Source organism: Cupriavidus sp. FW305-27 (assembly GCF_058787995.1).
On sequence record NZ_JBYTAG010000015.1, the window covers coordinates 70,129 to 89,793 of the forward strand.

Sequence of the window (19,665 nt, forward strand, 5' to 3'; positions counted from 1 at the left end):
CCTTCTTTTACCGGCGGGCAGGGCGCGCCGCCGGCCTGCGTGCCGCTCAGGGCACGATCACGATCTTGCCGGTGACCTTGCGCGCTTCCATGTCCTTGAGCGCCTGCGGAGCCTGCTCCAGCGGATAGCGCGCCGAGATATGCGGGCGGATCTTGCCTTCCTTCATCCAGCCCAGCATCTGCGCCATATTGGCCTGGTTGGCCTTGGGCTCGCGCCGCACGAAGTCGCCCCAGAACACGCCCACCAGCGAGGCGCCCTTGAGCAGCGCCAGGTTCAGCGGCAGCTTGGGGATCTCGCCGTTGGCAAAACCCACTACCAGGTAGCGGCCGCGCCAGCCGATCGAACGGAAGGCCGGTTCGGCATAGATGCCGCCCACCGGGTCATAGATCACGTCCGGACCCTTGCCGTCGGTCAGCGCCTTGATGCGTTCGCGCAGGTCCTCGGTGCTGTAGTTGATCAGCGCGTCGGCGCCGTGCTCCTTGCACACCGCCAGCTTCTCGTCGGTCGAGGCGGCGGCGATCACGCGCGCGCCGATGGCCTTGCCGATCTCGATCGCCGCCAGGCCCACGCCGCCGGCCGCGCCCAGCACCAGCATGGTCTGGCCGGCCTTCAGCTCGCCCCGGTCGATGACCGCGTGGTGTGAGGTGCCGTAGGTCAGCGTGAACGCCGCCGCGGTCTCGAAGTCGATGCCGGGCGGCATCGGCACCACCGACGCCGCAGGCGCCTTGGCCTGGCTGGCGAACGCGCCGTTGCCCAGGTAGGCGATCACCTTGTCGCCGGGCTTGACGTGGGTGACGCCTTCGCCGACCGCATTGACCACGCCGGCCAGCTCCGAGCCCGGGCTGAACGGCAGGGCAGGCTTGGCCTGGTATTTGTTCTGGATGATGAGCACATCCGGGAAGTTGACGGCGGCCGCCTTGACGTCGATGACCACTTCGCCCTTGGCCGGCACCAGGTCAGGCAGGGTTTCGATGGTCAGCGAATCGGGCGGGCCCCAGGCTTTGCACAGTACGGCTTTCATCTTGTCTCCGGTGATGTTGGTGGCATTTCACGCCAGTCAAGCTTATGCGGGCGGGCAGGGCAAGTGTAGCGTAGAAATAGCACGGTCGTTCTGTTCCATGTCCAAGCTATGGAGGTGGTTATTTGCGGCCTGCATACAGCGCCAGAAACGTGCTTTCAGGGCGGCGCACGGGCCGCTTGCGCGCGCGCGCTCAGGTACAATCGCGCCATGCATATCCTTCTCGCCAACGACGACGGTTATCTCGCGCCGGGACTGGCCGTTTTGCATGCCGCGCTCGCGCCGCTGGGCCGGATCACGGTCATCGCGCCGGAGCAGAACCATAGCGGTGCCTCCAACTCCCTGACCCTGCAGCGGCCGCTGTCGATCTACGAAGCGCGCGAAGGCGTGCAAAAAGGTTTTCGCTTCGTCAACGGAACACCGACCGACTGCGTGCATATCGCGCTGACGGGCCTGCTGGAAGAGAAACCCGACCTGGTGGTGTCCGGCATCAACCAGGGCCAGAACATGGGCGAAGACGTGCTGTACTCCGGCACCGTCGCCGCCGCCATCGAGGGCTACCTGCTGGGCATTCCGTCGGTCGCCTTCTCGCAGGTGGACAAGGGCTGGGAGCACCTGGACGCCGCGGCACGCGTGGCGCGCACCGTGGTGGAGCGCATCATCGGCACGCCGCCGGCCGAGCCGTTCCTGCTCAACGTCAATATCCCGAACCTGCCGTTCGAACATATCAAGGGCTACCGTGCCACGCGCCTGGGCAAGCGCCATCCGTCGCAGCCGGTGATCACGCAGGTCAATCCGCGCGGCGACACCAACTACTGGATCGGTCCGGCGGGCGATGCGCGCGATGCCAGCGAGGGTACCGATTTCCATGCAGCTGCGGCGGGCTATGTCTCGCTCACGCCGTTGCAGCTCGACCTGACGCACCGCGGGCAGCTCGACGCGCTCGACCAGTGGTTGAAGTAGGCCACCGATCCGCAGTGTCGCGCCCCCGATGAGCACCACGCCCCCTCGCAACAAGTTTCCGCTGCCGCTCGATGCGGTAGTCGAGCGCAAGCCCGCACCGGCCCGCACCGCCGGCTTGCCTGCCGTGGGCACGCCGCGGCCGGCCGCGCCCACACCGGCGCCAGCCAAGCCGGCCAAGCCGCGCCTGCCGCGCACCGCCGCACCGGCGCCCGCGCCGGTGCCTGCAAGCGCGGTCGAGCAACGCGCCTCGGCGGCCACCGCGGGCGGCGGCGGCATGGCCTCGGCACGCGCGCGCGCGGCGCTGGCGGCGCGGCTGCGTGCCGCGGGCATCCGCGACGAGCGCGTGCTGTCGGCCATTGCCACCGTGCCGCGCCACCTGTTCGTCGAGCCGGGACTGGCATCGCAGGCGTATGAGGACGCCGCGCTGCCGATCGGCCACCAGCAGACCATTTCCAAGCCGTCGGTGGTGGCGCGCATGATCGAGCTGCTGCGCGAGGGCCTGGCCGCCGACGCGCCGCTGGAGCGCGTGCTCGAGATCGGCACCGGCTGCGGCTACCAGGCCGCGGTGCTGAGCCAGGTCGCGCGCGAGGTCTTCTCGATCGAGCGCATCCGCCCGCTGCACGAGCAGGCCAAGGCCAACCTGCGGCCGCTGCGCGTGCCCAACCTGCGCCTGCACTACGGCGACGGCATGCTGGGGCTGCCCCAGGCGGCGCCGTTTTCGGCCATCATCCTGGCCGCGGCCGGCATGGAGGTGCCCGAGGCGCTGCTGGAGCAGCTGGCCATCGGTGGGCGCCTGATCGCCCCGGTGGCGGTGATGCCGCCGGCGGGCGTGCCAGGCCAGACCGTCACGCAGCAGCTGTTGCTGATCGAGCGGCGCAACCGCCATCGATTTCACAGAACCGCGCTTGAAGCCGTTTTCTTTGTGCCCTTAAAATCGGGCACCATCTGAGTCGAACTATGCACAACATCGTGAAATCGCAATATTTCGCACGCGCCGGACAACTTTTTGCGGCCTCGGCGCTGACGGCCCTGCTGGCCGCCTGCGCCAATTCGCCGATGCCGGCACCTGTGGTTGACCGTACCTCCACTTCCGGTACCACGGCCGCGACGCTGGAACCGGCACCCCCCGGATACTATCGGGTCAAGCGAGGCGATACCCTTTACCGAATCGCGCTGGAGAACGGCCAGTCGTATCGCGATGTGGCAACGTGGAACAACCTGACCAATGTGAACCAGATCGAGGTCGGCCAGCTGCTGCGCATCGTGCCGCCGGGTGCCGACGTCAACACTGCGCCCGGCGTGGCCACCATGCCGGTGGCGCCGGGCACGGTGCAGGCGCAGCCGATCGACCAGGCCCGCCCGGCCGCCACGCCGGTGCCTCCGGCCGCGGCCGCTTCGGCGCCTGCGGCAACGCCCGCCGCGCCCGCCGCGGCCGCCGCGCCGGTCACCGATGGCTCGATGAAGCTGGCCTGGCCGGCAACCGGCCAGACGGTCGGGAAATTCGACGACAAGGGCAATAAAGGCATCGATATTGCGGGCAAGAAGGGCGATGCGGTGCTGGCCGCGGACGATGGTCGGGTGATTCACGTTGGCCCCTTGCGCGGCTACGGGAATCTTGTCATCATCAAACACAATGAGACATTTCTTACTGCTTACGGGCACAACGACAAGGTGCTCGTGGCTGAGCAATCCGCGGTCCGAAAAGGCCAGAAGATTGCGGAGATGGGCAACAGCGATACCGACCGGGTAAAGCTTCACTTCGAAGTCCGCAAGAACGGAAAACCGGTTGATCCGATGCGGTACCTGCCGCCACAGTGAGGGTTCATGCCACGCCAGAAAACTGTCTCCTCCGGAACCGTAAGCAGGGCTCGCCGTCCCAAGCAGCCGGAAGTGAAGGCTGGTGTGGCACATCCCGACGCGCGCGCCGATGCTGAAGGCTTCGAGCCTGATCTCGCCGCCGAACTGATTCCCGTGACCGACGAGCCCATCGCCACGTCCACTTCGGTGGGCCTGCGCGAGGCCGACCTGCTTGCCGACGACAGTGAGCGCATCGTGCGCGACGACGACGAGGACGAGTCGGAAGACGAGGAAGAAGAGAGCGCGGAAAATGGCACCGACAGTGCCGCCCCCGAGCATGATGATTTCCGCACCGTGCTGCATACCGAGCTGGCTGCGGACACCGTCCAGCACTACCTGAACCGCATCAGCATCAAGCCGCTGCTGTCGGCCCCGGAAGAGCTGCATTTCTCCACGCTGGCCAAGGACGGCGACTTTGCCGCGCGCCAGGTCATGATCGAGCGCAACCTGCGGCTGGTGGTCAGTATCGCCAAGGGCTACCTCAATCGCGGCGTGCCGCTGCTCGATCTGATCGAGGAAGGCAACCTGGGCCTGATGCACGCGATTGAAAAATTCGATCCGTCGCGCGGTTTCCGCTTCTCGACGTACGCGACCTGGTGGATCCGCCAGAGCATCGAGCGCGCCATCATGAACCAGGCGCGCACGGTCCGCCTGCCGGTCCACGTGATCCGCGAACTCAACCAGGTGCTGCGCGCCAAGCGCCATCTGGAGAAGGGCGGCACCGACGGGCGCGACGCCAGCCTTGAAGACATCGCCCACCTGCTGGGCAAGACGCCGGACGAAGTGCAGGACGTCCTGGCACTCAACGAACATACCACCTCGCTCGATACGCCGTTCGATCTCGATCCCGGCTCGAGCCTCCTGGATTTCCTCTCCGACGAGCACAACGCCGCCCCCGACCAGGAGGTGGCGCACCGCGAGCTGGAAGGGCTGATGAAGCTCTGGCTGGCGCGCCTGTCGGAAAAGCATCGCTATGTGGTGGAGCGCCGCTTCGGCCTCAACCATATCGAGCCCGCCACGCTGGAAGAGCTGGCCGAGGAAATGGGCCTCACGCGCGAGCGCGTGCGCCAGATCCAGCAGGAGGCGCTGGTCAAGCTCAAGCGGCATTTCGCTTCGCAAGGTGTCAGGAAGGACGCTGTTCTATGACCCCTGTGCTGGTATTCGACATCGAGACCATTCCCGATGTTGCCGGCCTGCGCCGTTTGCATGACCATCCCGATGCGATGAGCGACGCCGAAGTCGCCGAGCATGCGTTTGCCGCCCGCCGCGAAAAGACCGGCAGCGATTTTCTCCCGCACTACCTGCAGCGCATCGCCGCGATTTCCTGCGTGCTGCGCCGCACGCACCGCGACGGCTCGGCGGTGTTCCACGTCGGCTCGCTCGGCACGCCGGAAGACGGCGAGGCCACGCTGATCCAGAAGTTCTATGAACTGATCGCGCGCTACAGCCCGCAACTGGTTTCATGGAACGGCGGCGGCTTTGACCTGCCGGTGCTGCATTATCGCGGCCTGGTCAACGGCGTCACCGCGCCGCGCTACTGGGAGATGGGCGAGGGCCGCGACGACGACAGCCGCGACTTCAAGTGGAACAACTACATCAGCCGCTACCACATGCGGCACCTGGACCTGATGGACCTGCTGGCGATGTACCAGCCCCGCGCCAGCGCGCCGCTGGATGACCTGGCCAAGCTGTGCGGCTTCCCGGGCAAGCTGGGGATGGACGGCAGCAAGGTCTGGCAGGCGTTCCAGGCCGGCCAGCTCGACGAGATCCGCGCCTATTGCGAGACCGACGTCGTCAACACCTACCTGATGTACTGCCGCTTCCAGCTGATGCGCGGCGGCATGTCGCCGCGCGAGTTCGACATCGAGATGGAGTTCGTCCAGGAGTCATTGGCCGAACTGCCCGGCGAGCAGTGGATGGAATACCTGCAGGCATTCCGGCTGCAGCGTCTCACGCCCGAAGCCGAAGACCTCGACTGAGCACGGCGGCGACGCGCCGCCGACACGAATTCACAAATCCAGCGACAGCAGGATCGGCTGGTGGTCCGAGTTGGCCGTATCGGCATCGACCTCGCAGCGCCGGATCCGCCCGGCGAGATTCTCGGTCACGAACATGAAATCGCAGGCGAACGGCGGCTCCGGCCATTGCTCCTTGTCGTACAGGGCGCAGGTCGGCGCATGCGGCTGGCCTGGGTGTGTGTGCAGCCAGGCATCGCGCCAGGGCGGCGTGGCATCGTCAAAGGGCTCGAGCACACGGCGGTAGGCGATATCGTCAGGCTTGCTATTGAAGTCGCCGCACAGGACGGCCTCGGCCGGGCGCGGCTCCGGCGTGAACGGGCCCGGCCATTTCTCGCTGCGGCCGGGGCGGCGCGCATGGTCGCAGGCTTCGGCGTGCCAGGTGCGCAAGGCTTCGGCCTGGGCGGCGCGCTGGTGTGATGAGTAATACTCCAGGTGCGTGCAGATCACGCGCAGCCGCCGGGTGCTGACTTCGACCGAGGCTTCCAGCGCCACGCGCGGCATCGAGGCCACCTGCGGGTCCGCCGGCCAGGGCAGGGCGTGGCGGAAGACTTCGCGCACCGGCAGGCGCGTGGCGATGAGGTTGCCGAACTGCTTGCGTCCTCCGGTGGCGGTGCGCCGGTCGACACCAGGCGCGTAGAGCAGGTGGTAGCCGGGCAGCAGGGCAGTCAACTCCGTCACCTGGTCTTCCCCCGGGCTGCCGCGCAGTTCACCGAAGCCGCGCGTGACCTCCTGCAGGCAGATGACGTCGGCATCGGCAATGCCGCGCAAGGTGTCGACCTGCCGGCCCAGGTCGACATGCCCGTCGGCGCCGCGACCCCATTGGATATTCCAGGAAATCAGTTCCATTTGCCGTCTCCGTCACGTCGCCGGGAAGCAGCCGCCGATGCCGGCCCGGTCTGGCATACAATCCCGCTTTCACAAAACAATACGTCAGGTTTCGTCTGGTGTCCCAAGCCGTGTCCTCCCCACAAGAAACGCCGGCAGCCCCGGCCGCTGTTGCCGATCAAGGTGCTGCTCCCGTCGCAAAAGAGTCCCGTGTCCGCGCCGACGCTGGCGCCCCCGCGGCCGATCCCGCGGTGTCGATCGACAGCCTCGACATGGAGGCCCGCGGCGTTGGCCGCCTGCTGAATGAGGACGGCACGCCCGGCAAGGTGATCTTCGTCGAAGGCGCGCTGCCCGGCGAGACCGTCAGCTACCGCAGCTTTCGCCGCAAGCCCAGCTACGAGCAGGCACACCTGGTCGAGGTCCGGCAGGAATCGGTGATGCGCGTGAAGCCCGGCTGCCAGCATTTCGGGGTCTGCGGCGGGTGCTCGATGCAGCATCTCGATTCGCGTGCCCAGCTGGCGATCAAGCAGCGCGTGCTGGAAGACAACCTGTGGCACCTGTCCAAGGTGAAGCCCGACGTGGTGTTCCGTCCCATCGCCGGGCCGGACTGGGGCTATCGCTACCGCGCGCGGCTGACTGTGCGCCATGTGGCCAAGAAGGGTGGGGTGCTGGTCGGCTTCCATGAGCGCAAGAGCAGCTATGTGGCCGACATGACCCGTTGCGAGATCCTGCCGCCGCACGTGTCGGCCATGCTGGTGCCGCTGCGCGAGCTGGTCGGCGGCCTGTCGATCCGCGACCGCATGCCGCAGATCGAGCTGGCCGTGGGGCAGGAAGTCACCGCGCTGGTGCTGCGCATCCTGGAGCCGCTGACCGATGCCGACAAGGACCTGCTGCGCGCCTTCGCCGACCAGCACAAGGTGCAGTTCTGGCTGCAGCCCAAGGGTCCGGATACGGTCTACCCGTTCTACCCGGCCGATGCCGAGCTGGCCTATACGCTGCCGGAATTCGGCATCCGCATGCCGTTCAAGCCGACCGATTTCACCCAGGTGAATCACCAGATCAACCGTGTGCTGATCGGCCGCGCGCTGCGCTTGCTGGATGCGCAGCCGCAGGACCGCCTGCTCGACCTGTTCTGCGGCATCGGCAACTTCACGCTGCCGCTGGCCACGCAGGGCAAGTCGGTGATGGGCATCGAAGGCAGCGAGGCGCTGACCACGCGTGCGCTGGCCAACGCCGAATACAACGGGCTGGCGGCCAGGACCGAGTTTGCATGCCGAAACCTGTTCGAGGTCACGGCCGAGGACATTGCCGCGCTGGGCCGCTTTGACCGCTGGCTGGTCGATCCGCCGCGCGAAGGCGCGCTGGCCGTGTGCAAGGCGCTGGGCGAACTGGCGCAGCAGGGCAGCAACGTGCTGCCGCAGCGCATCGTCTACGTCTCGTGCAGCCCAGCCACGCTGGCGCGCGACGCCGGCCTGCTGGTGCACGGGGCGGGCTACCGGCTCGCCGGCGCGGGCGTGGTCAACATGTTCCCGCACACCTCGCACGTGGAGTCGATCGCGGTGTTCGAGCGCGGCTGATCGCGCAAGTCGCACCAAAGAAAAACCGGCCATCAGGCCGGTTTTTTCATGCTGCAGGGGAGGTTGCCGTCACTCGCGGCTGCCGCCGAAGATGCCCAGCAGCGCCAGCAGGTTGACGAAGACATTGTACACGTCCAGGTAGATTGCCAGCGTGGCGGTGATGTAGTTGGTCTCGCCGCCGTTTACCACGCGCTGCACATCGAACAGGATGTACGCCGAGAAGATACCGATGGCGATCACCGACACCGTGATCATCAGCGAGGGCAGCTGCAGCCAGATATTGGCGACGCTGGCCAGGATCAGCAGGATCACGCCGACGAACAGGAACTTGCCCAGGCCGGAGAAATCACGCTTGCTGACCGTGGCGATGGTCGCCATTGCGCCGAATACCGCCGCCGTGCCGCCAAAGGCATACATGATCAGCGCCGGCCCGTTGGAGAACTGCAGCGTCACGCCGATCAACCGCGACAGCATTAGCCCCATGAAGAACGTGAAGGCCAGCAGCAGGACCACGCCCATGCTGCTGTTCTTGGTCTTCTCGATACCGTAGAAGAACCCGAACGCAATGCCCAGGAACAGGATCAGCGACAGGAACGGGTTGCCCGCCATGAAGCTGAAGCCGGTGGCCACGCCGATCCACGCGCCGAGCACGGTGGGGATCATCGAGAGGGCCAGCAGCCAGTAAGTGTTGCGCAAGACCCGGTTGCGAACGACGACGTCAGTGACGGTCGACGCACTGTTGCCGAAACCGTAGGTGTTCAGCTTGTTATCCATGGTGACTCCTGTCTCAAAACGGTGAGGCGCCGGGCTGCGAGGCTTCGGATGCGAAGATTCGTATGGAACCCGGACGGAACCATCGTCAATGTGGCACCTGGGAGGCTAAATTGCAAGGGCGAGGTAACCCATGAGTCACCTATTGCATGCTTTGCGCCGTTCGGTGCCGCTCACATTGGATGTTAGCCGGGGCGGCGTGTTCCTGGCATGACAAGCTTGTAATGCGCTCATTGGCGCACTTTGCGCCCGGTTGTGCGGCAAGGGCGGCCCGACACACGGCAGAGCAGGGAAGACCCTCGAAAGGGTCATAGTCTTCGTGCTAGAATCGCACGTTTAATCCATTTGTAACCCCTTCATTTTTCGGAGTTTTTCATGGCGATCGAACGCACCCTGTCGATTATCAAGCCGGATGCCGTGGCCAAGAATGTCATTGGCCAGATCTACGCCCGTTTCGAGGCCGCCGGCCTGAAGATCGTTGCTGCCAAGATGGTGCACCTGTCGCGCGGCGAAGCCGAGCAGTTCTACGCTGTCCACAAGGAGCGTCCGTTCTTCAAGGACCTGGTGGATTTCATGGTTTCCGGCCCGGTCATGATCCAGGCCCTGGAAGGCGAGAACGCCATCGCCAAGAACCGTGACCTGATGGGCGCCACCGACCCGAAGAAGGCCGAGAAGGGCACCATCCGCGCCGATTTCGCCGACAGCATCGACGCCAACGCCGTGCACGGCTCGGACGCCGCTGAAACGGCTGCCGTGGAAGTGTCGTTCTTCTTCCCGGGCATGAACGTCTACAGCCGCTGATTGTCCGGCGCTGCTGCCAGGACTAGACTGACACCGAAGCTGAGTTTGCCGCCATGAACGCTCTCGTCAACCTGCTCGACCTCGACGCGGACGCGCTCACCGCTTATTGCGGCGAGCTCGGCGAGAAGCCGTTCCGTGCGCGGCAACTGCAACGCTGGATCCACCACTACGGTGCCAGCCGCTTCGACGCCATGTCGGATCTCGCCAAGTCGCTGCGCGAAAAGCTCGCGACGCGGGCCGAGATCCGCGCGCCTGCCGCCATTACCGACCACCTGTCGGCCGACGGCACGCGCAAGTGGCTGCTCGACGTGGGCCAGGGCAACGCGGTGGAAACGGTCTACATCCCCGAGGAAACGCGCGGCACGCTGTGCGTTTCCTCGCAAGCAGGGTGCGCCGTCAACTGCCGCTTCTGTTCCACCGGCAAGCAAGGCTTCTCGCGCAACCTCAGCACCGGTGAAATCATCGGCCAGCTGTGGATGGCGGAGTTCGCCATGCGCGAACAACTGGGCCGCGGCCCCAAGGACGACCGCGTCATCTCCAACGTGGTGATGATGGGCATGGGCGAGCCGCTGCTGAACTACGATGCTGTCGTGCCGGCCATGCGCCTGATGCTCGACGACAACGCCTACGGCCTGTCGCGCCGCCGCGTGACGCTGTCCACCTCCGGCGTGGTGCCGATGATGGACCGGCTGTCCAAGGATCTCCCGGTGGCTCTCGCCGTGTCGCTGCACGCGTCCAATGACGCCTTGCGCGACGTGCTGGTGCCGCTGAACAAGAAGTACCCGCTGGCCGAACTGATGGCGGCATGCCGCCGCTACCTGGAATTCGCGCCGCGCGATTTCATTACTTTCGAATACTGCATGCTGGACGGCGTCAACGACGGCGTCGAGCATGCGCGGGAACTGCTGAAGCTTGTGGCCGACGTGCCGTGCAAGTTCAACCTGATCCCGTTCAATCCCTTCCCCGAATCGGGCCTGAAGCGCTCCAACAACGATCAGATCCGGCGCTTTGCGCAGGTGCTGATGGACGCAGGGATCGTGACCACCATCCGCAAGACCCGCGGCGACGATATCGACGCCGCCTGCGGCCAGCTTGCCGGTGAGGTGAAGGACCGCACGCGCCTGGCCGAGCGCGGCAAGTTCGGCAAGATCACGCCACTGGTGCCGGTCGCTGCTTCCGGCCAGCCTCGGGAGGTTCGCCCTGCATGATCCGTCTGATCGCTGCGGCCCTGCTGGGGCTGCTGATGTTGTCCGGCTGCCAGCTGCCGCATGCGCCGGCGCAGGATCCCCAGACCGCTTCCGACCAGACCGATGCAAGGCGCCGTGCCGGCATCCGGCTGCAGCTCGCCACCAACTATCTGGAGGCCGGCCAGAACGCGGTCGCCCTTGACGAGATCAAGCAGGCCATTGCCATCGATCCGGCGCTTGCCGATGCCTACCATGTGCGCGCGCTGATCTACATGAACATGAATGAGCGCACGCTGGCCGACGACAGCTTCCGCACGGCGGTGTCGATGCGTGCCAACGACGGCGACCTGCTCAACAACTACGGCTGGTTCCTGTGCCAGGAAGGGCGCTACGGCGAGGCCGTGCCGATGCTGCAGCGCGCGATGGCGGCGCCGTCAGCAGGCGGCCCCGCCAAGCCGCTGATCAGCCTGGGCGCGTGCGAACTGCGCCAGGGCCACAGCGCCGAAGCGGAAAAGAACCTGAAGGCCGCGCTCGGCTACGACCGCAACAACCCGGTGGCCAACACCAACCTCGCGCTGGTCTTCTACCGGCGCGGCGACTTCGCGCAGGCCCGGCAATATATCCAGCGCGTCAACAACAGCCAATATGTCAATGCGCAATCCCTCTGGCTGGGAGCGCGCATTGCCCACCGTCAGGGCGACAGCCGCACGCAGGATGCGCTTGGGGCGCAACTGCGCAGCCGCTTCCCCGACTCGCGTGAGTTGACCGCCTACGAACAAGGAGCATGGGATGAGTGAGCACGACCGCGCCGCAGGCCAGGCCGTACCGACGCAACAAGTCGGCGGGGGCGCGCACGAAGGAGAACGCGAAGCTGCCGCACGCGAGATCGGCGCAGCGCTGGCGCGCGAGCGCGAGGCGCAGCGCATGTCGGTGGAAGACGTCAGCGCGCGCCTGAAGGTGGCTGCAGGCAAGCTGCGCGCGATCGAGGCCGGCAACCTGCAGGCACTGCCCGACGTGACCTTCGCCAAGGGCGTGATGCGTGCCTATGCGCGCATGCTGCACGTCGACATCGACCCGCTGCTGGCACGCTTCCAGCCGCGCCCGGTGGCGCAGGTGGCGGAAATTGCCCGGCAGCGCGAAGGTGGCATCAATGCGGCCTTCGACGACCGCAACCGCTTCCGCTCGGGCGGCAACGGCGGCCGCTGGGTCTGGCTGGCGCTGGTGGCCGTGCTGGTGGCCGCGGGCGGCTGGTTCGGGCTTGACCATATCCGCGCATGGATCGATGCGCGCAGCAGCGCTGCCGAGACCGTAACGGCTGAAGCGCCTGCCGTGATCCAGAGCACGGAAGCCGGCACCGTGACGGCGGTGCTGCCGCCGGTCATGGCCGCCAGCGATTCGCCGGCGCCGTCTGCCGAAACCGCTCCGGCCAGTGCCGCCGCGGCCCCCGTGGCCGCGCTGGCGCCCGCAGCCGCTTCCGCGCCTGCAGCTGCCGCGGCACCGGCTGCGCCAGCAGGAGAGGGCGAACTGCAGATCCGTTTTGCCGCCGATACCTGGTATGAGATCCGGGACAATAGCGGCAAGATCGTCATGGGCGGTACCGCCAAGGCTGGCCAGACCGTGGCCGGTGGCGGCACGGCCCCATACAAGGTGGTGATCGGCAACGTCAAGGGCGTCGAGTCGCTGACGCGCAATGGCACGCCGGTCGACCTGAAGGCAGCCAACCGCAACAACGTGGCGCGCCTGACGCTGCCCTGACGCGGGCGCGAGGTGCGTCTTTGCAAGGTGGTAACGCTATGAACCAACAGCTCTGTCTCCCGGTCCTGCCCGGTCCGCTGCCGCGCCGCCAGACGCGCCAGGCGCGCGTTGCGTGGGGCGACAATGTGGTGACCATTGGCGGCGGTGCGCCGGTGCGCGTGCAGTCGATGACCAACACGGATACGGTCGACGCCATCGGCACGGCCATCCAGGTCAAGGAACTGGCGCGTGCGGGCTCGGAGATCGTGCGCATCACGGTGAACACGCCCGAGGCCGCCGCCGCGGTGCCGTCGATCCGCGAGCAGCTCGACCGCATGGGCGTGGACGTGCCGCTGGTGGGCGACTTCCACTACAACGGCCACAAGCTGCTGCAGGACTATCCGGCCTGTGCCGAGGCGCTGTCCAAGTACCGGATCAACCCCGGCAATGTCGGCCAGGGCGCCAAGCGCGACACGCAGTTCGCGCAGATGATCGAGATGGCGTGCCGCTACCACAAGCCGGTGCGCATCGGCGTGAACTGGGGCAGCCTGGACCAGGACCTGCTGGCACGGATCATGGACGAGAACGCCGGGCGCGCCGAGCCGTGGCCGGCGCAGAGCGTGATGATCGAGGCGCTGATCACCTCGGCCATCGACTCGGCCAAGAAGGCCGAGGAAATCGGCCTGCCGGGCGACCAGATCATCCTGTCGTGCAAGGTGTCGCAGGTGCAGGAACTGGTCGCGGTGTACCGCGAGCTGGCACGCCGCTGCGACTACGCGCTGCACCTCGGGCTGACCGAGGCCGGGATGGGCAGCAAGGGCATCGTGGCGTCGACCGCGGCGCTGTCGGTGCTGCTGCAGGAAGGCATCGGCGACACCATCCGCATCTCGCTGACGCCTGAACCCGGCGCGCCGCGCGAGAAAGAGGTGTACGTGGGGCAGGAGATCCTGCAGACCATGGGCATGCGCAACTTCACCCCGATGGTGATTGCGTGCCCGGGCTGTGGCCGCACCACCAGCACCGTTTTCCAGGAGCTGGCGGCAAGCATCCAGGCCTATCTGCGCGAGCAGATGCCGCAATGGAAGACCGCCTACCCGGGCGTCGAGGAAATGGATGTGGCCGTGATGGGCTGCATCGTCAATGGCCCGGGCGAGAGCAAGCACGCCAACATCGGCATCTCGCTGCCGGGCTCGGGTGAATCGCCGGCGGCGCCGGTGTTCGTCGACGGCGTCAAGGTGAAGACGCTGCGCGGCGAGCGCATTGCAGAAGAATTCCAGGCGATCGTAGATGAATACGTTCGCACACATTACGGCCCGGGCGCTGCGCGGGCCGACAAAGAAGTGGCAGCCTGAGCCGGACCGGCCGGGTGCCAGCAGCCTGACAAGAACAGAATGACGCAATCCGAGAACGTTGCCGCCGCAGGCGGTGCCAAGACCGAACCGAAGGTGCGCCCCGCCAAGGCCCTGCAGGGCGTGAAGGGCATGAACGACATGCTGCCGGCGGACGCGCCGCTGTGGGAGCATTTCGAGAATGCCGCACGCGCCATGCTGCGTGCCTACGGCTACCAGCAGATCCGCACGCCGATCGTCGAGCATACGCAGCTGTTCGTGCGCGGCATCGGCGAGGTCACTGACATCGTCGAGAAGGAGATGTACTCCTTCACCGATTCGCTCAACGGCGAGCAGCTGACGCTGCGCCCCGAAGGCACCGCCGCGGCCGTGCGCGCCACCATCGAGCACAATCTGCTGTACGACGGCCCCAAGCGCCTGTGGTACACCGGCCCGATGTTCCGCCACGAGCGTCCGCAGCGCGGCCGCTACCGCCAGTTCCACCAGCTCGGCGCCGAGGCGCTGGGCTTTGCCGGCCCGGACGTGGATGCCGAAATCATCCTGATGTGCCAGCGCCTGTGGGACGACCTGGGCCTGGTTGGCGTGCGCCTGGAGCTCAATTCGCTGGGGCAGGCCCATGAACGCGCCGCGCACCGCGAACAGCTGATCAAGTACCTGGAAGGCTTCCAGGACATCCTGGACGACGACAGCAAGCGCCGCCTGTACACCAATCCGCTGCGCGTGCTGGACACCAAGAACCCGGCGCTGCAGGAGATGGCGGCGAACGCGCCCAAGCTGATCGATTTCCTGGGCGAGGAGTCGCTGGCGCACTTCGAGGGCGTGCAGCGCCTGCTCAAGGCCAACAACATCCCGTTCAAGATCAATCCGCGCCTGGTGCGTGGCCTGGACTACTACAACCTGACGGTGTTCGAGTGGATCACCGACAAGCTGGGTGCGCAGGGCACCATCGCCGGCGGCGGGCGCTATGACCCGCTGATCGCGCAGATGGGCGGCAAGCCGGCGCCGGCCTGCGGCTGGGCCATGGGCATCGAGCGCATCATCGAGCTGATCCGCGAAGAGGGCGTGGTGCCCGACGCGGCGGGCTGCGACGTCTACCTGGTGCACCAGGGCGAAGCCGCCGCGCAGCAGGCGATGATCGCCGCGGAACGGCTGCGCGACGCAGGCCTGGACGTGGTGCTGCACGCCAGCCCCGACGGCAAGGGCGGCAGCTTCAAGTCGCAGATGAAGCGCGCCGACACAAGCGGCGCGGCCTATGCCGTTATCATTGGCGACGACGAAGTGGCTGCCGGCGTGGTCCAGGTCAAGGAACTTCGCCAGCGCGAGCAGGCCGAAGGCGGTGGACAACAGGCCACCGTGCCGGCCGAGGGACTGGTCGATTACCTGATCGACGCCATGGTCGGCGCCAGCGAATAAATCGCGCACCGGCCACCCGGAAAACCCAGTACACGAGTACCTAACCCAACGCAGGTGATTGCCTCGACATGGCTTACGATCTAGAAGAACAGGAACAGCTTGAGAATCTGAAGGCCTGGTGGCGCCAGTACGGCAATGCGCTGACCTGGGTGCTGATCGTCGCGCTGCTGGCGTTCGCCGGCTGGAACGGCTGGAAGTACTGGGAACGCAAGCAGGCCGGCGAGGCCGCGGTGCTGTACGAGCAGGTGCTCAAGGCCGCCGAGGCGCGCGACATCGAGCGCATCAAGCGCGCCGCGACCGACCTGGAAGACAAGTACGGCCGCACCGCCTATGGCCAGATGAGCGCGCTGGTCGCGGGCCGCGTGCTGTACGATGCGGGCGACCTCGCCGCGGCCAAGAGCCAGCTGCAATGGGCCATCGACCATGGCGACCAGGAGTATTCGCACCTGGCGCGCGTGCGCCTGGCCGGCGTGCTGCTCGACGAGAAGGCCTACGACAAGGGCCTGGCGCTGCTCAAGGATGAACCGCCGGCAGCGTTCGTGGCGCTGTATGCCGACCGCCGCGGCGACCTGCTCGCCGCGCAGGACAAGCGCGACGATGCGCGCACGGCCTATCGCAAGGCGCTGGACAAGCTGGGCCAGGAAGAGCCGGCGATGCGCCAGATCATCCAGTTCAAGCTTGATGCGCTGGGCACGGCCTGATCCGGCCGCGCCCGAACGCATGCAAACACCGCATATCCAGCGGATCGTATAAACAGGACCGTAACCCTATGACGTCAGTGCTTTCCCGTGCCGTACATCGCCAGCCCGCCCGCGCCATGACCCGTGCGCTGGTGGCGGTTGCCTGCCTGGCCACACTGGGCGGCTGCTCGCTGTTCAGCAAGGAAAACAAGCACCCGCCCGCCGAGCTCAAGCCGGTCTCGGGCACGCTGTCGGTGCGCCAGGCCTGGAAGGCCGACGTGGGCAAGAGCGGCCCCTATTCGATGCAGCCGGCCGCGGCGGGCAACAACGTCTACGTGTCGTCCAATAACGGCAACGTGATGGCGCTGGAAGGCGCCAGCGGGCGCGTGCTGTGGAAGTCCAAGGCCGACCTGGACCTGACCTCGGGTCCGGGCAGTGATGGCTCGGTGACGGCGGTCGCCGGCGAGAAGGGCGCCATCTATGCCTTTGACGCCAGCGGCAAGCAGATCTGGAAGAAGCAGGTCAACGGCGAGGTGCTGTCGGCGCCGCTGGTCGGCAATGGCCTGGTGGTGGTGCGCACCACCGACACGCGCGTATTCGGCCTGGACGCCGAGACCGGCGAGCGCCGCTGGATCTACCAGCGTTCGCAGACGCCGCTGAACCTGCGCGCGGCGATGGGGATGGTGTTTGCCGGCGACGGCATCGTGATGGGCTTCCCCGGCGGCAAGCTGGGCGTGCTGACGCCGGGCAACGGCGTGCTGCGCTGGGAGAGTGCGGTCTCGTACCCGAAGGGCGTGTCGGAGATCGAGCGCCTGAACGACGTCACCGGCCTGCCGATGGTGAGCGGGCGCCAGGTCTGCGCCACCACCTTCCAGGGCCGGGTGGCCTGCCTGGAACTGGCCAGCGGGCAGCCGCAGTGGGGCAAGGATTTCTCGTCGCCGAGCGGCCCGGCGCAGGATGACAATGCAATTTACGCCAGCGACGAGCAGTCGGTCGTGCATGCGTTCGACCGCCAGAACGGCAACGAGCGCTGGAAGAACAACGACCTGCGCAATCGCCGCCTGGGCGCGCCGCTGGCCCTGGGCCGCTCGGTGGTAATGGGCGACTTTGAAGGTTATGTACACTTCCTGTCGCGCGAAGACGGCCAGGTCATCGCACGCATGAAGACCGATGGCAGTGCCATCACCGCCGCGCCCGTGGTGGCGGGGCAGACCCTGGTAATCCAGACCCGCGACGGCGACGTCTACGGTTTCCAGCCTGGCTGACAGGAATCCAATGCGCGCTGCCGTACACCTGTCGGTACGGCCAGCGCCGAATCCGGTAGCATGATCCTTAGCGCGGCAATTGCAGCGGGTCCGTTGACCCGGCGCCGCGCCCGACAGGACAAGCGGCAGACCGCGCCCTAGGTGGCGCGGCGTGCCGTCGGATCCATTGACTCCGGAGTTACCGGGGGGCGGCGTGCCGGCCCCCGTTTCCGTTTATTGCATGAAACCAGTTATCGCACTTGTCGGCCGCCCCAATGTGGGCAAGTCGACGCTATTTAACCGCATGACCCGATCGCGCGACGCCCTTGTCGCCGACCTGCCGGGCCTGACGCGCGACCGCCATTACGGGGAAGGGCGCATCGGCGAACGTCCGTTCATCGCCATCGATACTGGCGGCTTCGAGCCGGTGGTCAAGGAAGGCATCGTCGCCGAGATGGCCAAGCAGACCAAGCAGGCCGTGGTCGAGGCTGACGTGGTGATCTTCATCGTCGACGGCCGCCTGGGCCTGGCGCCGCAGGACCGCGCCATCGCCGACTACCTGCGCAAGACCGGACGGCGCATCATGCTGGCGGTCAACAAGGCCGAGGGCATGAAGTACACCTCGGTGGCGGCCGACTTCTATGAGCTGGGCATGGGCGATCCGTACGCGATCTCCGCTGCCCACGGCGACGGCGTGAGCGAACTGGTCGACGAAGCCATCGAACTCGCGGTCCAGGAGCGCCCCGAGCTGGGCGAAGAGATTCCGGACGAAGGCAAGGGCGTCAAGATCGCCATCGTCGGGCGCCCCAATGTGGGGAAATCCACGCTGGTCAACACGCTGATCGGCGAAGAGCGCGTGATCGCGTTCGACATGCCCGGCACCACCCGGGATGCCATCTACGTGGAGTTCGAGCGCGGCGGCAAGCCCTACACGCTGATCGACACGGCAGGCTTGCGCCGGCGCGGCAAGGTGTTCGAGGCGATCGAGAAGTTCTCGGTGGTCAAGACGCTGCAGTCGATCGCCGATGCCAATGTGGTGATCCTGCTGCTCGATGCGCAACAGGATATTTCCGACCAGGACGCGCATATCGCCGGCTTTATCGTGGAATCGGGCCGCGCACTGGTGGTGGGCGTCAATAAATGGGATGGGCTGGACGGCCATACCCGCGACCGCATCAAGCATGACCTGGAACGCAAGCTGCAATTCCTTAGCTTCGCGAATTTCCATTTTGTCTCGGCACGCGAGCGTACCGGCATTGGCGCGCTGATGCGTTCGGTCGATGACGCGTTCGCCGCGGCCATGGTCAAGCTGCCGACGCCGCAGCTCACGCGTGTGCTGCAGGAAGCGGTGGAATTCCAGCAGCCCAAGCGGGTCGGCGCGTCGCGGCCCAAGCTGCGCTACGCGCACCAGGGCGGCTCGAATCCGCCCATTATCGTGATCCACGGCAATGCGCTCTCGGGCGTTGCGGAAACCTACCGGCGCTACCTGGAAAATCGTTTCCGTACGGCATTCAAGCTAAAGGGCACCCCTCTTCGCATCGAATTTCGTACGAACAAAAATCCGTACGCGGACTCGAAGGATTGAGTCCGGAATCGGATTCCTGGCGGGGCAAGTTTTCGTTTGCGTTCGTTTGGAACTGCGGCTAAATTTGCGGTAGCAGGGGTTCCCTGTGCATTGACGCCGACTTGGTACCGTTTTTGATCTTTTTTCTGGCGCGTTTTTGCGCCGCCTGACTTGAACCGGGGATTTCCATCCCCATCATTCACCACTAAACCTATAAATTTGGAGTGTGCCATGAGCAACAAAGGGCAACTGCTACAAGACCCGTTCCTGAACGCGCTGCGCAAAGAGCACGTGCCGGTTTCCATCTACCTCGTCAATGGCATCAAGCTGCAAGGCAATATCGAATCGTTCGACCAGTATGTCGTCCTGCTGCGCAACACCGTGACGCAGATGGTCTACAAGCATGCGATTTCCACTGTCGTTCCTGCGCGCGCGGTCAATTTCCGCGTGGATGACGCCGCCGAGGCCTGATCTCCTTGCGGGCATCGTGCGGGCGCCCCGCGGCGCCGCACCGATGCCCGGCGCCGGTGCGCCATTGCGCCCGGTGCCGCGCGGCCTGGCGGTTGCCAATGCCGCCACCGCTGCCGCCACGTTCCGCATCATGCGGCGGCCTGTCCCGGCAGGGGCCGGGACAGTGTCCGACATCCGCCCGCCTTCCCCCTGA

General features: G+C 66.3%; 19 protein-coding genes. 16 read left to right on the plus strand and 3 right to left on the minus strand.

The window, feature by feature from the left end:
* Positions 1 to 46 precede the first annotated feature (46 nt).
* Positions 47 to 1,021, minus strand: coding sequence for an NADPH:quinone oxidoreductase family protein (locus tag AC3WRI_RS09925; protein ID WP_010814246.1), 975 nt, complete (start codon positions 1,019 to 1,021; stop codon positions 47 to 49).
* Positions 1,022 to 1,228: 207 nt separating this feature from the next.
* Here AC3WRI_RS09925 and surE point away from each other — a divergent pair, with 207 nt between their 5' ends.
* From surE to AC3WRI_RS09950, 5 genes are read left to right on the plus strand one after another with little or no spacing between them, the layout of a single operon-like run.
* Positions 1,229 to 1,981, plus strand: coding sequence for a 5'/3'-nucleotidase SurE (surE, locus tag AC3WRI_RS09930; RefSeq protein WP_010814245.1), 753 nt, complete (start codon positions 1,229 to 1,231; stop codon positions 1,979 to 1,981).
* A gap of 28 nt (positions 1,982 to 2,009) precedes the next feature.
* A complete protein-coding gene (locus AC3WRI_RS09935) occupies positions 2,010 to 2,930 on the plus strand; it encodes a protein-L-isoaspartate(D-aspartate) O-methyltransferase (RefSeq protein WP_011615630.1) in 921 nt (306 codons plus the stop codon).
* An 8-nt stretch (positions 2,931 to 2,938) separates the two neighbouring features.
* Positions 2,939 to 3,799: a peptidoglycan DD-metalloendopeptidase family protein gene (locus tag AC3WRI_RS09940; protein WP_058697189.1), complete on the plus strand. Its 861-nt coding sequence runs from the start codon at positions 2,939 to 2,941 to the stop codon at positions 3,797 to 3,799.
* A 6-nt stretch (positions 3,800 to 3,805) separates the two neighbouring features.
* A complete protein-coding gene (rpoS, locus tag AC3WRI_RS09945; RefSeq protein WP_011615628.1) occupies positions 3,806 to 4,984 on the plus strand; it encodes an RNA polymerase sigma factor RpoS in 1,179 nt (392 codons plus the stop codon).
* On the plus strand, positions 4,981 to 5,817 hold the full coding sequence (locus AC3WRI_RS09950; protein WP_011615627.1) for a 3'-5' exonuclease: 837 nt from the start codon (positions 4,981 to 4,983) through the stop codon (positions 5,815 to 5,817). The genes rpoS and AC3WRI_RS09950 overlap by 4 nt, the downstream gene beginning before the upstream one ends.
* A 30-nt stretch (positions 5,818 to 5,847) precedes the next feature.
* Here AC3WRI_RS09950 and AC3WRI_RS09955 read toward each other — a convergent pair whose 3' ends face one another.
* A complete protein-coding gene (locus AC3WRI_RS09955) occupies positions 5,848 to 6,702 on the minus strand; it encodes an endonuclease/exonuclease/phosphatase family protein (RefSeq protein WP_058697187.1) in 855 nt (284 codons plus the stop codon).
* 230 nt (positions 6,703 to 6,932) lie between these two features.
* Here AC3WRI_RS09955 and rlmD point away from each other — a divergent pair, with 230 nt between their 5' ends.
* Complete coding sequence (gene rlmD / locus AC3WRI_RS09960) at positions 6,933 to 8,258, plus strand: 23S rRNA (uracil(1939)-C(5))-methyltransferase RlmD (protein ID WP_010809420.1); 1,326 nt, start codon at positions 6,933 to 6,935, stop codon at positions 8,256 to 8,258.
* 69 nt (positions 8,259 to 8,327) lie between these two features.
* Here the strand turns inward: rlmD and AC3WRI_RS09965 are convergent, their stop codons facing one another.
* The gene (locus AC3WRI_RS09965) at positions 8,328 to 9,032 is read right to left on the minus strand and encodes a Bax inhibitor-1/YccA family protein (RefSeq protein WP_010809421.1); all 705 of its coding nucleotides are present in this window, start codon (positions 9,030 to 9,032) and stop codon (positions 8,328 to 8,330) included.
* A 372-nt stretch (positions 9,033 to 9,404) separates the two neighbouring features.
* Between AC3WRI_RS09965 and ndk the strand changes: the two genes are divergently transcribed.
* The 10 genes from ndk (at position 9,405) to hfq (ending at position 19,472) form a co-directional block, all read left to right on the plus strand.
* Entirely contained in the window at positions 9,405 to 9,830 is a 426-nt protein-coding gene (ndk, locus tag AC3WRI_RS09970; RefSeq protein ID WP_010809422.1) for a nucleoside-diphosphate kinase, read from the plus strand.
* 53 nt (positions 9,831 to 9,883) lie between these two features.
* The gene (gene rlmN / locus AC3WRI_RS09975; protein ID WP_010809423.1) at positions 9,884 to 11,038 is read left to right on the plus strand and encodes a dual-specificity RNA methyltransferase RlmN; all 1,155 of its coding nucleotides are present in this window, start codon (positions 9,884 to 9,886) and stop codon (positions 11,036 to 11,038) included.
* Positions 11,035 to 11,814 carry a type IV pilus biogenesis/stability protein PilW gene (pilW, locus tag AC3WRI_RS09980; protein WP_010809424.1) on the plus strand — a complete coding sequence of 260 codons (780 nt, stop codon included), beginning with the start codon at positions 11,035 to 11,037 and terminating at the stop codon, positions 11,812 to 11,814. The genes rlmN and pilW overlap by 4 nt, the downstream gene beginning before the upstream one ends.
* Entirely contained in the window at positions 11,807 to 12,772 is a 966-nt protein-coding gene (locus AC3WRI_RS09985) for a RodZ domain-containing protein (RefSeq protein WP_010809425.1), read from the plus strand. The genes pilW and AC3WRI_RS09985 overlap by 8 nt, the downstream gene beginning before the upstream one ends.
* Positions 12,773 to 12,810: 38 nt before the next feature.
* Positions 12,811 to 14,103 (plus strand): flavodoxin-dependent (E)-4-hydroxy-3-methylbut-2-enyl-diphosphate synthase, encoded by a 1,293-nt coding sequence (gene ispG / locus AC3WRI_RS09990; RefSeq protein ID WP_010809426.1) that lies wholly within the window; start codon positions 12,811 to 12,813, stop codon positions 14,101 to 14,103.
* Between the two features lie 39 nt (positions 14,104 to 14,142).
* The gene (gene hisS, locus AC3WRI_RS09995) at positions 14,143 to 15,513 is read left to right on the plus strand and encodes a histidine--tRNA ligase (protein WP_010809427.1); all 1,371 of its coding nucleotides are present in this window, start codon (positions 14,143 to 14,145) and stop codon (positions 15,511 to 15,513) included.
* Positions 15,514 to 15,581: 68 nt separating this feature from the next.
* Positions 15,582 to 16,214, plus strand: a complete 633-nt coding sequence (locus AC3WRI_RS10000; protein WP_010809428.1) for a tetratricopeptide repeat protein — start codon at positions 15,582 to 15,584, stop codon at positions 16,212 to 16,214.
* Between the two features lie 68 nt (positions 16,215 to 16,282).
* Positions 16,283 to 17,458: an outer membrane protein assembly factor BamB gene (gene bamB / locus AC3WRI_RS10005; RefSeq protein ID WP_011615625.1), complete on the plus strand. Its 1,176-nt coding sequence runs from the start codon at positions 16,283 to 16,285 to the stop codon at positions 17,456 to 17,458.
* 220 nt (positions 17,459 to 17,678) lie between these two features.
* The gene (der, locus tag AC3WRI_RS10010; protein ID WP_010809430.1) at positions 17,679 to 19,022 is read left to right on the plus strand and encodes a ribosome biogenesis GTPase Der; all 1,344 of its coding nucleotides are present in this window, start codon (positions 17,679 to 17,681) and stop codon (positions 19,020 to 19,022) included.
* A 210-nt stretch (positions 19,023 to 19,232) separates the two neighbouring features.
* Entirely contained in the window at positions 19,233 to 19,472 is a 240-nt protein-coding gene (gene hfq, locus AC3WRI_RS10015) for an RNA chaperone Hfq (protein ID WP_010809431.1), read from the plus strand.
* Positions 19,473 to 19,665: the final 193 nt, after the last annotated feature.